9 protein-coding genes are annotated in these 14,049 nt (G+C 73.7%); 6 read left to right on the plus strand and 3 right to left on the minus strand.

The genetic code is table 11. The features are described from left to right. Window positions 1-2 precede the first annotated feature (2 nt). Together AB0K17_RS29035 and AB0K17_RS29040 are read left to right on the plus strand one after the other, a co-directional pair. Window positions 3-1,796 (plus strand): IucA/IucC family protein, encoded by a 1,794-nt coding sequence (locus tag AB0K17_RS29035; protein ID WP_365984794.1) that lies wholly within the window; start codon window positions 3-5, stop codon window positions 1,794-1,796. Then, the gene (locus AB0K17_RS29040) at window positions 1,793-3,169 is read left to right on the plus strand and encodes a glutamine synthetase family protein (protein ID WP_365967441.1); all 1,377 of its coding nucleotides are present in this window, start codon (window positions 1,793-1,795) and stop codon (window positions 3,167-3,169) included. Before AB0K17_RS29035 ends, AB0K17_RS29040 begins: the two co-directional genes overlap by 4 nt. Before the next feature lie 98 nt (window positions 3,170-3,267). Here AB0K17_RS29040 and AB0K17_RS29045 read toward each other — a convergent pair whose 3' ends face one another. Together AB0K17_RS29045 and AB0K17_RS29050 are read right to left on the minus strand one after the other, a co-directional pair. Then, window positions 3,268-5,091 (minus strand): caspase family protein, encoded by a 1,824-nt coding sequence (locus AB0K17_RS29045; RefSeq protein WP_365967440.1) that lies wholly within the window; start codon window positions 5,089-5,091, stop codon window positions 3,268-3,270. Next, complete coding sequence (locus tag AB0K17_RS29050) at window positions 5,088-5,492, minus strand: hypothetical protein (protein WP_365967439.1); 405 nt, start codon at window positions 5,490-5,492, stop codon at window positions 5,088-5,090. Before AB0K17_RS29050 ends, AB0K17_RS29045 begins: the two co-directional genes overlap by 4 nt. 191 nt (window positions 5,493-5,683) lie before the next feature. On the opposite strand from AB0K17_RS29050, the gene AB0K17_RS29055 reads away from it, so the two are divergent. The 3 genes from AB0K17_RS29055 to AB0K17_RS29065 all read left to right on the plus strand — a co-directional run bounded on the left by AB0K17_RS29055 (window position 5,684) and on the right by AB0K17_RS29065 (window position 11,783). Then, the gene (locus AB0K17_RS29055) at window positions 5,684-7,582 is read left to right on the plus strand and encodes an ABC transporter ATP-binding protein (RefSeq protein WP_365967438.1); all 1,899 of its coding nucleotides are present in this window, start codon (window positions 5,684-5,686) and stop codon (window positions 7,580-7,582) included. A 195-nt stretch (window positions 7,583-7,777) separates the two neighbouring features. Continuing rightward, the gene (locus tag AB0K17_RS29060; protein ID WP_365984795.1) at window positions 7,778-9,439 is read left to right on the plus strand and encodes an APC family permease; all 1,662 of its coding nucleotides are present in this window, start codon (window positions 7,778-7,780) and stop codon (window positions 9,437-9,439) included. 121 nt (window positions 9,440-9,560) lie between these two features. Continuing rightward, window positions 9,561-11,783 (plus strand): NADP-dependent isocitrate dehydrogenase, encoded by a 2,223-nt coding sequence (locus AB0K17_RS29065; protein WP_365984796.1) that lies wholly within the window; start codon window positions 9,561-9,563, stop codon window positions 11,781-11,783. Window positions 11,784-12,188: 405 nt separating this feature from the next. Here AB0K17_RS29065 and AB0K17_RS29070 read toward each other — a convergent pair whose 3' ends face one another. Next, window positions 12,189-12,830, minus strand: a complete 642-nt coding sequence (locus tag AB0K17_RS29070) for a maleylpyruvate isomerase N-terminal domain-containing protein (protein ID WP_365984797.1) — start codon at window positions 12,828-12,830, stop codon at window positions 12,189-12,191. Window positions 12,831-12,891: 61 nt separating this feature from the next. On the opposite strand from AB0K17_RS29070, the gene AB0K17_RS29075 reads away from it, so the two are divergent. Then, window positions 12,892-13,410: a hypothetical protein gene (locus tag AB0K17_RS29075; RefSeq protein WP_365984798.1), complete on the plus strand. Its 519-nt coding sequence runs from the start codon at window positions 12,892-12,894 to the stop codon at window positions 13,408-13,410. Window positions 13,411-14,049: the final 639 nt, after the last annotated feature.

Raw genomic sequence — 14,049 nt, forward strand, 5'->3', positions numbered from 1 at the left:
GCATGAACCGCCCCTCCCGCACCACCTGGGCCGAGGCAGGACGCCGACTGCTGGTCAAGGCCGTCGAGGAGTTCGCCTACGAGGAACTGCTCACCCCCGCACCCGACCCCGCGCGCGGCGCGGACGCCTACCGCCTGGACTTCCCCGGCGGCGTCCACTGGACCTTCCACGCCACCCGCGGCACCTTCGGCACCTGGCGCCTGACCGGGACGCCCGTACGCCACCCCGTCCCCGTCGACGGCCCGGCCGGCCCCGAACTGCTGCTCCTCGACGCCCGCCCCGTGCTCGGCTGGGACGGCCCCACCACCGCCGAGGTGCTGCGCGAACTGACTGCCACCCGGCGCGCCGACGCCGCCTCCCTCGCCCGCGCCCTGCCCGCCGCCGCCCTCGCCGACCTGGACCACCTCGACCTGGAGGCCCACCAGGACGGCCACCCCTGCATGCTGCTCAACAAGGGCCGCCTCGGCTTCTCCGCCGCCGACTTCGCCGCCTACGCCCCCGAGATGGCCGACGCCGTCCACCTGACGTGGGCCGCCGTCCACACCTCGCTCGCCGCCTACTCCGGCGTGCCCGGCCTGGACGCCGGCACCCTGCTGAAGGAGGAGCTCGACGACGACGTCCGCGAGCGCTTCGCCGGCGTGCTCGCGACCGCCTGCACCGAGGGACCGCATGACCCTTGCGACTTCGTGTGGCTGCCGGTGCACCCCTTCCACTGGGACGAGGCCGTCGAGACCCTCTTCGCCCCCTACCTGGCCGAAGGCCGCATCGTCCGCCTCGGCGAGAGCCCGGACCGCTACCGCCCCCTGCAGTCCATCCGCACCCTCGCCAACCTCGACCACCCGCACCGCCGCAACGTCAAGGTGCCCCTGCTCATCCGCAACACCCTGGTCTGGCGCGGCCTGAAGACCGAGCCCACGCACGCCGCGCCCGACGTCAGCGCCTGGCTGCACGCCGTCCGCGCCAACGACCCCTACCTGAGCGACGAGCTGCGCTTCCACCCGCTCGGCGAGGTCGCCGCCGTCTCCGTCGCCCACCCCCTGTACGACGCGGTCACCGACGCGCCGTACCGCTTCCACGAACTGCTCGGCGCCGTCTGGCGCGAACCGGTGGGCGCCCTGCTCGGCGAGGGCGAGCAGGCCCGCACCATGGCCGCCCTGCTCACGACCGGCTCCGACGGCCGCGCCCTGGTCGCCGAACTGGTCGAGCGCTCCGGACTGCAGGCACGCCCGTGGCTGGAGCGCTTCCTCGCCGCCCTGCTGCCCGGCCTGCTGCACTACCTCTACCGCTACGGCACCGCCTTCTGCCCGCACGGCGAGAACACCGTCGTCCTCTACGACGCGAAGGACGTCCCGATCGGCATCGCCGTCAAGGACTTCGCCGAGGACGTCAACCTCCTGCCCGAGGACCGCCCCGAATACGCCACCCTCTCGCGGCGCGCCGAGGCGATCCTGCTGCGCTGGCCCGCCCACGAGCTCGCCCACTCCCTGCTCAGCGCCGTCTTCGCCGGACACTTCCGCTTCTTCGCGCCGCTGGTCGAGCAGCACCTGGGGATACCCGAGGACACCTTCTGGGCCCTGGTCCGCGCCGAGATCGAGCGCTACCACGCCCGCTTCCCGGAACTGGCCGACCGGGCCGCCGACTTCGGCCTGCTCGCCCCCGACTTCGACCGCGTCGCCCTCAACCGCGAGCAGCTCCTCGGCGGCGGCTTCCACGACCGCGCCGAGAAGGACGAGGGCTTCGACGTCGTCCACGGCCGCGTCGCCAACCCGCTCGCCACCGCCGGGGAGGACAAGTGAGCCCCCGGACTCCTGCCCACGCCCCCGCCTTCGAGCAGCTGCGCGAGCAGGCGGCCGCCGGACACCTGGACGAGGTCGTCGTCGCCGTGCCCGACCTGCAGGGCCGGCTCCAGGGCAGCCGCCTGGCCGCCCCGTACTTCCTCGACGAGGTGGCCGCCGGCGGCTTCCACGCCTGCGTCTACCTGCTCGCCACCGACGCCGAGATGAACACCGGCCCCGGCTACGCCATCGACGCCTGGCAGTCCGGCTTCGGCGACTTCCTCCTGCGCCCCGACGCCACCACCGTGCGGATGCCGCCCTGGGACCCCGGCACCGCCGTCGTGCTCGCCGACGCCACCTGGCCGGGCGGCGAGCCCGTGCGCGTCGCCCCCCGCCGCGTGCTGCGCGAGCAGCTCGACCGGCTCGCCGCCCGGGGCCTTGCCGCCTTCGCCGGCACCGAGCTGGAGTTCCTCGTCTTCGACGACTCCTACGACGGGGCCTGGGAGCGCCGCTACCACGACCTGAAGCCCGCCACCCGCTACAACGTCGACTACTCCCTGCAGGGCCTGGCCGGCGTCGAACCGCTCGTGCGCCGCATACGCCGCGAGATGACCGCGGCCGGGCTGCGCATGGAGACCGCCCGCGGCGAGGTCCACCCCGGGCAGTACGAGATCGTCTTCCGCTACGACGAGGCGATGCGGACCTGCGACAACCACGTCTTCTTCAAGAACGGCGTCAAACAGATCGCCGCCCAGGAGGGCCGGGCCGTCACCTTCATGCCCAAGTTCGACGCGGGCGAGGGCAACTCCTGCCACATCCACCTCTCCCTGCGCGGTACGGACGGCAGCGCCGTCCTCGCCGACCCGGCGGCCGAGGACGGCATGTCCGACCTCATGCGGCACTTCATCGCCGGCCAGCTCGCCTGCCTGGCCGACTTCACGCTGCTGATGGCCCCCAACATCAACTCGTACAAGCGGCTGCGCCCCGGCGCCTTCGCCCCCACCGGCATCGGCTGGGGCCGCGACAACCGCACCTGCCCCGTACGCGTCGTGGGCACCGGTCACGGGCTGCGCATCGAGCACCGCGTCCCCGGTGGCGACGCCAACCCCTACCTGTCCACGGCCGCCGCGATCGCGGCCGGCCTGTACGGCATCGAGAACGAACTGCCCCTGCCGGCCCCGCACGCCTCCAACGCCCTGGCCGACCCCACCGTCCCCCGCCTGCCGGCCACCCTCACCGAGGCCCTGCACCGCTGGGAGAACAGCCCGCTCGCGGCCGCGGCGTTCGGCGACGACGTCGTCGCCCACCTCGCCCGGGCGGCCCGCACGGAACTGGAGGAGTTCGAGAGCGCGGTCACCGACTGGGAGCGCGTACGCGGCTTCGAACGGCTGTAGGCCGTGTCCGGCGGATCGTCGTCACGCGCCACCACGGCGCCCCTTACGGGGCACTGCATGATCCGCCGGACACGCCCCGGGCGCCCGGGGCCGGGTGGTCAGGCGTACGCGGACGCCACGAGGTAGGCGATCAGCACCGCGACCGCCAGGACCAGGGCCGGGATCGCGAGCACCTTGGCCGTCCGGCGCAGCGACGCGGTCACGCGCGCCGGGCGGCCGGACGGGGGAGTGCCGCCCGGCGGGGTGAGGACACCCCGCGCCACAGCGGCACCGATCAGGGCGAGGATCGCCGCGGTCAGGCAGAAGCCGAGCGGTGTCAGCATTCCGGCGTTGTGGACGTGGTCCTCCAGCTGGGTGCCGGGCTCCAGCACCCGGTTGCGGATCGCCTCCTGCGCCGCCAGCGCGGTCAGCACCAGGGTGATCAGCGAGACGACGGCCATGACGAGGGCGCCGATCCCGTAGGCGACGGCCTGCTGGGCCCGGTGGGCCGGGCGGCGCTGCTGTGACGGTTGCTCCGGCTGCGACTGCGGCGGCGTCCTCGCGGGCGTCCGGGCGGCGGCCTGAGCGGTGGGCTGAGCGGTGGGCTGCGCCGGCGGTTGCTGTGGTGGCGGTTGCTGTGGTGGCCGCGGGGGCGGTGCGACGGGCGGCGGGTGATCCGGTGCGACCGCCGGCTCCGCCACCACCTCCGCCTCCACGTGCACCACCGCCTCGCCGCCGGCCCCCTTCAGCACCACGTCACCGCTGAAACGCCCCGTACGCGAGGTGTCGACGCTGACGTCCAGGCCCTCGGGGGAGTCCGTCACCCGCAGCCAGTCCTCCGTCGGTCTGACGACGGCGCTGCGCGCCAGTGGCGGGCCCAGGAGCTGCACCGTCCCGTGCGGCGCGGGGGTGTTGCGGGCCACCGGGGTGAACTCCAGCCGGTCCGGCCGGGCCTGCAGGGCCATCTCGTCCAGCACCCGGTCCGCCTCCATGGCCACCGAGCGGATGTCCTTGCGCGCCATCTCCGCCAGGGCGTCGCGGGCGCCCGCGGCCACGGACAGGTCGGTGCTCTCCATGCAGGAGCGCAGCTCGGCGATGGCCCCGCGGCGGGTGAAGATGTCGCCGCTGGTCATGGCGGCGCGCACCGTGTCCGGCACCGGTGCGGGGACCACCGGGCGGTGCCCGCTGCGGGCGATGTACAGGTCGCCCTGCATGTCCACGCTGCGCGTCGGCGTCTGGTGGGGGTTCTCCCGCCGCACCCGCTCGGAGATGTAGTCGTACAGCTCGTCCAGGGAGATCCGGCCGTCCTCGTCGCGGTCCGCCTCGCCGGTGGACAGCCCGCGCACCAGGGCGCCGGTGAACAGCGAGGGCCGCGGGGTGCGGGTCTCGGTCAGCTCGCTGTCCTCGAACGCGAACTGCATCCCGGTCGCCGCGGTGATCACGGCCCAGCCGCGCCCGCCCTCGGCCTGCCCGCCCTCGAACCGGTTGAGCACGCCCACGTCGCCCGCGGCGCGTGCGGCCATACCCTTGGGGAAGGCGCCGCCGTAGCAGCAGTCCAGGAACAGCACGATGCTGCGCGCCAGGCTGCCGGACATCAGGCGGCGCACGTCGCCGGCGGAGACGGCCGTGGAGGTCAGCCGCTCGGGCCGGGTGTCGGTGGCGGCGAAGTACAGCTCGCCGGAGACGCTCTTGAGCCCGTGGCAGGACAGGTGCAGCAGCAGGGTGTCGTCGCGGCGGCGGTCGCAGAAGAAGTCCTCGATGCGCAGGGCGACGACGTGCGCGGGCTCGTTGCGCACCACCTGCACGTCGAAGCCGCCGACGGCGGGATCGCCGAGCACCTCCGCGAGCGCCATGGCGTCCTGCGCCGGGGCCCGCAGCCGGCTCAGGCCCTCGTCCGCGTAGGTGTCGTTGGCGACGATCAGCGCGTGCCGGTCCCCGGTCACGGCGGCGCTCCCGAGGTGCCCTGCGGCGAGTGCCGCTGCACGAACAGGTCGAAGGCCTGGGTGACGTGCTCCGGCGAGGCGTCGGAGAGCTCCAGCACGTCGTCGTCCATGGACAGCCGCAGCGAGGGGCGGTCCTCCCGGCAGCGGCCCCACCACTCCTGCACGGTGGCGACCACCTGGCGCAGGGCCGCCGCCGAGCTGCCCAGGCTCACCAGCAGGGCGCCCACCTGTGTGACGTCCACGGCCCGGGCGCCGGCCGGCGCCTGCTCCTGGGCCGGTACGGCGGTGACGTCCTCCACGTCGAGCTCCAGCAGTTCGCCGCGCAGGTAGCGGGCGAGCTGCTCCAGGCGCTCGGCGTCCGCGCCCTCCTCGGACAGCAGGATGTGCAGCCGGTCGTCCACGGCGTTCCGCCTCCTCACGTTCCAGTCTGTGATCCCTGCGGTCGGTGTGCAAGGCGCGACGGGCGGGAGGGAGCGCCTCGAAGGTTGAACGTTCCAGCGGTCATGTCCCCGTGTCCTGGCTCTGTACGGCCCTGTTGAGCACCAGGTGTCCTGAAACGGGCACCGGACCGCACACGTGAAGGGAACGGTCGATGGCGGACGGAACCAAGAGCAAACAGACGCACGGGGCGGGCGGATTGCCCTTTCCCGAGCCCAAGGAGATCCGCAACACACGGGCCTCGGTGAGCAGAACGGCGTTCGAGGGCGCCTCGTTCTTCGGGCTGTGCGCCAAGATCCCGGCGCTGCTGGCCCAGATCTGGCGCATGGCCTGGCGCATCGACCGGCGCGACGTGCTCGTGCTGTTCGGCTGCCAGCTCGCCTCCGGCTTCGCGGCGGCCGTCGTGCTCGCCGCCACCGCGCAGGCCATGGTGCCGCTGCTGGGCGCCGGCCCGGTGGCCGACCGGGTGGGTCGGGCCGTGCCGGCGCTGGTCGTGGTGGCGGTGGCGGCCGGGGTGGGCCGGGTGGCCTACGGGCTGGCCTCGTGGGCCGTGGCCCGGCTCAAGCCCCGCCTGCTGACCGCGGCGGACCTGGAGATGGTCGAGGCGCTGATGGCGGTGGAGCTGGTGGCCTTCAACCAGCCGCGCTTCTCCGACGAGCAGGACGCCGCCGAGACCGGCGTGGTGCGCTGCGACCGCATGCTCTACGACGCGCAGGCGTTCATGGCCGCCCTCATCCGCCTCGTCGCGGCCTTCGGCGTGCTCACCGTGCTGCACCCGCTGATGCTGCCGGTGCTCGTCCTCGCGGTCGTCCCCTCCGGCACCGGCGCGGTGATGGAGGCGCGCATCGAGCACCGCACGCACTACGCGAACGCCGCCGGCCGCAACGTCAAGGGCATGATGCGCTGGCACGTGACCACCTCCCTGCTGGCCCCGGAGGTGCGCGGCAACCGCATGCGCTGGTACCTGGCCTTCTGGTACCGCACCCTCTCCGACCGGCTCGATGCGCGCAGCGTGGGCGCCGCCGGCCGCCAGCTGCGAGTGAACCTGGTCTCGGCCGCCGGCGGCGGGGTGTGCCTGACCGGTGCGTGGGGCGTGCTGCTGTGGCTGACGCTGACCGGGCGGGTCTCCCTCGCCGTCTCGGCGACGGCCGTCGTGGCGGTGCGCACGGCCCTGGCCAACCTCACCAACGTGGTGCACTACTGCACCTCGCTGTTCCACTCCACCCTCTTCCTCGGCGACTGGAAGCGGTTCGTGGACGACGCCCGGGGTCTTGAGGCCCGCCGCGGGGAGCTCCAGGCGCCGCCCGCGCCGGGTACGATCCGCGCCGACCGCGTCTCCTACGCCTACCCCGGCCGCCCCCGCCCGGCCGTCGACGAGGTGACGCTGACCCTGCGGCAGGGCGAGGTGGTCGCGGTCGTCGGCGAGAACGGATCGGGCAAGTCCACGCTCGTCCAGCTGCTCACCGGGCTGACCGTCGCCGACAAGGGCAGCGTGAGCTGGGACGGGGTGGACCTCGCCGGCGCCGACCCCGACACCGTGTGGGCCCGCACCGGCCTGGTGCCGCAGAACTTCGCGCACTGGCCGCTGTCGGTGCGCGAGAACGTCACCCTCGGCCAGCCCCGCACCCTGGACGACGGCCCGGTGTGGCGGGCGCTGGAGCAGGTCGGCATGCGCGAGGCCGTCGAGGAGCTCCCCGAGGGCCTGGACACCCTGCTGGCCCGGGAGCTGTGGGGCGGGGTCGACCTCTCCGGCGGGCAGTGGCAGCGCATCGCCTGTGCCCGCGCGCTCTACCGCCGCCCGTCCGTCCTGGTGCTGGACGAGCCCACCTCGGAGATGGACGCACGCGGCGAGCACCAGATCTTCACCGAGCTGAAGAAGACGGCGGCCGAGCGGGTCACCGTCGTGGTCACCCACCGCCTGGACAACACCCGCATCGCCGACCGGATCGTGGTCCTGGAGCGGGGCCGGATCATCGAGCAGGGTAGGTTCGAGACCCTGGTCACGGCCGGCGGGCTGTTCCAGGAGCTGTACCGGCTCAGCCAGGACCGCTGAGGCGGCGGGCCCCGGTCGCGGCCCGCCCGCGACCGGGGCCCGGTTGGAGTTGTTTCCTGCGGTTGACGTAGTATGTCCGGCGTCGTTTTCGTGTCCCCGGCCGGTGCCGACGGGACGCCACGCACGGCGGGTGTTGCTTTTCGCGAGGAGACGCACAGGCGCCCCGCGTCTGTCGTACAGAACGGAAAGCACCACGTGGATCTCAGCGCGGCCCATCGGCCGGCCGGTCAGCAAGGCCTGAGCCTCTTCGCCCTGATCATGATCGGTCTGGGCTCCATCTTCGGCTCCGGCTGGCTCTTCGGAGCCGGACAGGCGGCCCAGGTCGCCGGTCCCGCCGCCCTCGTCGCCTGGGTCATCGGCGCCGTCTTCATCGGCATGATCGCCATGACGTACGCCGAGGTCGGCGCCGCCTACCCGCTGCCGGGCGCCATGGCCCGCTTCGGCTCCCTCTCGCACGGACCCGTCCTCGGCTTCGTCACCGGCTGGGCCGTGTGGATCGCCACCGCCTCGCTGATCCCCATCGAGGCCATCGCCGGCACCCAGTACATGTCCTCGTGGAGCTTCGGCTGGGCCCGCGGCCTGGTCACCGACGGCAGCCTCAGCGGCACCGGCATGCTCACCGCCCTGGCCCTGACGTTCGCCCTGTGGCTCGCCTGCTACTGGTCGGTCTCGCTGCTGGCCCGCGCCAACAACCTGCTGACCCTGGTGAAGTTCGCCATCCCCGTGCTCGCCGTCGGCGCCCTGATCGCCTCCGGCTTCCACACCGGCAACTTCACCGCCCAGGGCGGCTTCGCGCCCAACGGCTGGTCCGCCGTGCTCACCGCCGTCAGCGCCTCCGGCGTGGTCTTCGCCTTCAACGGCTTCCAGGCCGTGGTCAACCTCGGCGGCGCCGCCCGCAACCCCGGCCGCGCCATCCCCCTCGCCCTCGTCGGCGCCCTCAGCCTCGGCCTGGTCATCTACCTCGCCCTGCAGGTCGCCTTCCTCGGCGCCGTGCCGCCCGAGCGGCTCGCCGAGGCCGGCGGCTGGAGCGGCATCAACTTCGCCTCGCCCTTCGCCGACCTCGCCAAGCTGCTCATGCTGCACTGGGTCGTCACCATGCTGCAGTTCGGCGCGTTCATCTCGCCCAACGGCGCCAACATCGGCAACGTCGCCTCCTCCGCGTACCTCGCGCAGAACCTCGCCGAGACCGGCTTCTTCCCCAAGAAGATCGCCGAGGTCCACCCCCGCTACGGCGTCGCCCGCCCGGCCATGTGGCTCAACCTCGGCTTCTCCGTCCTGCTGCTGGTCACCGTCGGCCACAGCTGGGAGGCGCTCGCCGGCGTCGTCTCCGCCGCCATGGTCGTCTCCTACCTCATGGGCCCCATCGCCGTCGGCGTCTTCCGGCACACCAAGCCCGACCTGCCCCGGCCCTTCCGGCTGCCCGCCGCCCGGGTGCTGTGCCCGATCACCTTCGCCTTCGCCGCCTGCGCCCTGTACTGGTCCAAGTGGCCCAACACCGGCAAGGTCGCCCTGCTGACCCTGCTCTCCCTGCCCATCGCCGCCGTGGTGCTGCGCCGCCGGGGCGAGCGGAGCCTGCTGCGGCAGTTCGCCCCCGCCTGGTGGATGGCCGCCTTCCTGCTGTGGCTCGCCGGCCTCTCCGCCCTGGGCAGCACCCGCTTCGGCGGCCACGGGGTCATCCCGGGCGGCGTGGACATCGCCCTCGTCGGCCTGTCCGCCCTCGGGTTCTACTTCTGGGCCGTACGCGCCGGGGTGGCCGCCCACCGCGCCGGGCTGCCCGCCCCCGACCCCGTCACGGCCGCGGCCCCGGCCGCCGCGCCTCGGGTCCAGCCCGAGCCCGCCGGCGCCACCGCCCCCTGACAGCCCCCGACGTCCTGATTCCTGCCCTCCGCACCGCGGAGGGCAGGCCCATGTCGAACGGGGTCCCGACACGAGATATCTTGATGTCGAGCAATGTTACAGACGTGAAGCGGAGCACACGGTGACTGACTCGACCATCATCTACACACACACCGACGAGGCCCCGGCCCTGGCGACGTATTCGTTCCTGCCGGTGGTCCGGGCCTACGCCGCGGCGGCCGGGGTCACTGTGGAGACCCGCGACATCTCGCTGGCCGGGCGCATCATCGCGCACTTCCCCGAGTACCTCGAGGAGGGCCAGCGCATCCCCGACGCCCTCGCCGAGCTCGGCGAGCTGGCCAAGACGCCGGCCGCGAACATCATCAAGCTGCCGAACATCTCGGCCTCCATCCCGCAGCTCAAGGCCGCCGTCGCCGAGCTGCAGCAGCAGGGCTACGCCCTGCCGGACTACCCGGACGACCCGAAGACCGACGAGGAGCGCGAGATCCGCGCCCGCTACGACAAGGTCAAGGGCAGCGCCGTCAACCCCGTCCTGCGCGAGGGCAACTCCGACCGCCGCGCCCCCGCGTCGGTCAAGAACTACGCCAAGACCCACCCCCACCGCATGGGCGCCTGGACGCCGGAGTCGAAGACCAACGTCGCCACCATGGGCGAGAACGACTTCCGCTCCACCGAGAAGTCCGTGGTGATCTCCGAGGCGGGCGCGCTGCGCATCGAGCTCGTCGCCGAGGACGGCACCACCACCGTCCTGCGCGAGTCCGTGCCGGTCCAGGCCGACGAGGTCGTCGACGCCTCCGTCCTGCGCGTCGCCGCGCTGCGCGAGTTCCTCACCGCGCAGGTCGCCCGCGCCCAGCAGGAGGACGTCCTGTTCTCCGTGCACCTGAAGGCCACGATGATGAAGGTCTCCGACCCCATCGTCTTCGGCCACGTCGTGCGCGCCTTCTTCCCCAAGACCTTCGCGAAGTACGGCGAGGTGCTCGTCGCCGCCGGCCTGAGCCCCAACGACGGCCTCGGCGGCATCTTCAAGGGCCTGGAGACCCTGCCCCACATGGGGGAGGAGATCAAGGCGTCCTTCGACGCCGAGCTCGCCGAGGGCCCGGCCCTGGCCATGGTCGACTCCGACAAGGGCATCACCAACCTGCACGTCCCCTCGGACGTCATCGTCGACGCCTCCATGCCGGCCATGATCCGCACCTCCGGCCACATGTGGGGCCCCGACGGCCAGGAGCACGACACCCTCGCCGTCATCCCCGACAGCAGCTACGCCGGCGTCTACCAGGCCGTCATCGACGACTGCCGCGCCCACGGCGCCTACGACCCGGCCACCATGGGATCCGTCCCCAACGTCGGCCTCATGGCGCAGAAGGCCGAGGAGTACGGCAGCCACGACAAGACCTTCGAGATCCCGGTCGCCGGCACCGTCCGCCTCGTCGACGCCTCCGGCACCGTCCTGATCGAGCAGGCCGTCGCCGCCGGCGACATCTTCCGCGCCTGCCAGACCAAGGACGCGCCCATCCGCGACTGGGTCAAGCTCGCCGTCACCCGCGCCCGCGCCACCGGCGACCCGGCCGTCTTCTGGCTCGACGAGAACCGCGCCCACGACGCGCAGCTCATCAAGAAGGTCAAGGCGTACCTGCCGGAGCACGACACCGAGGGCCTGGACATCCGCATCCTGCCCCCCGTCGAGGCCACCAAGCTCTCGGTCGAGCGCATCCGCCGCGGCGAGAACACCATCTCCGTCACCGGCAACGTGCTGCGCGACTACCTGACCGACCTCTTCCCCATCCTGGAGCTGGGCACCAGCGCCAAGATGCTCTCGGTCGTCCCGCTCATGGCGGGCGGCGGCCTCTTCGAGACCGGCGCCGGCGGCTCCGCGCCCAAGCACGTCCAGCAGCTGGTCAAGGAGAACTACCTGCGCTGGGACTCCCTCGGCGAGTTCTTCGCCCTGGTGCCCTCCCTGGAGCAGTACGCCAAGACCACCGGCAACACCCGCGCCCAGGTCCTCGCCGACGCCCTCGACCGCGCCACGGCGACCTTCCTCAACGAGGACAAGTCCCCCACCCGCCGCGTCGGCGGCATCGACAACCGCGGCAGCCACTTCTACCTGGCCATGTACTGGGCCCAGGAGCTGGCCGCCCAGACCGACGACGCCGACCTCGCCAAGGCCTTCGCCCCGCTCGCCGAGGCCCTGACGGCCAAGGAGACGACGATCGTCGACGAACTGATCGCCGCCCAGGGCAAGCCGGCCGACATCGGCGGCTACTACCAGCCCGACCCGGCCAAGGCGTCCGCCGTCATGCGCCCGTCGACCACGTTCAACGAGGCGCTGGCCACCCTGGCCTGACGCCCCCGCACAACGCAACCACCGCCCCGCCCGGCCCAGCCGCGCGGGGCGGTATTGCGTACGGACCCGGTGGCCCGGCCCCTAGCGCGTCGGGGAAGCCCGGCGACCCGGCCGCCCGGCACTGCGGCACCGGCTGCGGGCCGGGCGCTGGCCCCGGGGTGGTGCTGGGCTCGGCTCGGCCGGGTTGTTTTCGCCGGGTCGGGGTCGGCCTGGCTTGGATCTGGCCCGGCCGGTTCCGCCCGTGGCGGGTGCGGAGGCCGCGGGGGGCTGTACGGGTGGCGGCCGGGGAATGCCCGGGGTGGTGCCGGGCGCGGCCCGATTCCGGTTCCGCCCGCGGTGGGTGCGGAGACCGCAGGGGGCCGTACGGGCCGCGGCCGGGGCCCGCACGGAGTGGCGGGTGGGCCTTCAGAAGGCTGCGATCGTGGTAGGGGCGCGTTCCGCGCGGGCCAGGGCGCGTAGAACCGGAACCGCGCCGTGGCGGTGCACGGCCAGCCGGGCGAGAAGGCCCACGACACTGTCGACGACCTCCGGTGGGAAGTCCGGCGTCCCCAGGCCCACGCTGACCGCCAGGTCGTCGCAGTGGACCACCAGCTCCATCGTCCGCGTGACCAGCAGGTCCGCCAGCCCGAGCGACCACGGCCCCCAGAACGGCAACCGCACCGCCCGGCCCGCATCCGCCGCCCCCAGCGCGGCCGGCAGCCCGGCCAGGGTCGCCTCCACCCGGTCCGCCAGCACCACCGCACCCTCGGCCGCGAGACGCTCGCCGCCCTCCCGGATGCGCACGTTCACGTCCGCACCGGGCCCGGCGCCGATCCACTCCACCCGGCGGTAGTGCTCCGCCAGCGACACCTTCTCCTCCACCGGCTGCGGCTCCTCCAGAGCCGCGGGGACGCACAGCACCTGGTAGGCCAAGTGGCCCGCCAGAGCCCCGACACCGAACTCCTCCAGGGCGCTCGGCCGCCGCCAGGCCGCCGCGACCTCGGGGGCACGCAACAACTCCGCGGCCGAACGGGCCGCGGCCAGGAATTCCTCTCCGGTACCTGTCATGGCGGGACGCTACCGCCCACCCGGCTGGCGGACACCACCCCCGGTCGGGGATCCTGGGTGGGTGATCCACCGTGTGGTGACCGGTGCCGCAGGGCTCCTCGGCTCGGCCGTCAGCCGCCGGCTGCGCCGGACGGAGGGCCGGCTGCTGCGCACGGATGTGGCCGAGGAAGCGGCGTTCCGCTCCCGCCTGGAACACTTTCTGGCCACTGCCACCCGGGCGGAGCTCTACCTCGCCGGGAGCCTCTCCGAGCCCCAGGACCGCATCGTGCCTGTCACGTACGCGGAGGCCCACGCCTTCGCGGAGACGGTCCGCACCCTGGGTGTCCCGGCGTCCCTCACCTTTTTCACCTCGACGGGTGGCGATGTCGCCCACGACGCGGCCATGGCGGCCGTGGAGGCACTGGCCCGCGGCTTCGCCACGGAGTACGCACCCGCGCACATCACCACCCGAGTGGCGGCCCTCGGCCCCCTGACGGTGCCGATCGACGACATCGCCCGCGCGGTCGTCGCCCTGGCCGGCCCTGAATTCGACCTGGCGACAGGAGCAACCGTCCCCCTGCACGCCCACCCGCCCCCGTAACGCCGCTCGCCTGGCGGATCGGCCGGGTTCCCCCGAGGGCCCCGCCCAGGACCGCGGTCCTGGGCGGGGCTGTCGGCCGGACCCCGGCCCAGCCGGCCCCGGACCCCGTACGGCCCGTACCCGCCTTGGCTCCGGCCTCGGTGAGGCTGTCGCCCTGGGCGCCCCCACCGCGGGACATCGGACCCCCAGCCGCCGGTCCACGGCGTCGCAGAGGGGCCCCACTGTGGCCCTCGCGCCGCCCGGGGCAGCCACCGCGTCCCCGGCCGAACCCATCGGTCGTCCCGGCAGGGGCTCACCGCCCCGCCCTGGCCCGGGCCCGCGCCCCTGCCCAGGAGGCCAACCCCGTCCTCGCCGGGCTTGCCGGCCCAGCCGGCCCCCGAGGCCCGAAAGCCCCAGGGCCCGCCGTCCCGAGCCCCGCCGCCGTCCCGGCTGGGACCGCACCCCGCCCTCGTCGGGCTGGTCCCCATGGGCTCGGCGGCCGTCGGGCCGCACCCGTCCGCCCCGACGGCGCCCCCGATGGGATCTGTCCCCGTCCCTGCCCCGGCTAGGGCGTGTCCGGCGGATCGTCGTCACGTGCCACCACGGCGCCCCGTAGGGGCGCGGGGAACTGCGCGACAAGCCACGACGTGCCCGCAGTCG

The sequence above is a fragment of the Streptomyces sp. NPDC049585 genome, from assembly GCF_040675615.1.
Taxonomy (GTDB): Bacteria; Actinomycetota; Actinomycetes; order Streptomycetales; family Streptomycetaceae; genus Streptomyces; species Streptomyces luteosporeus.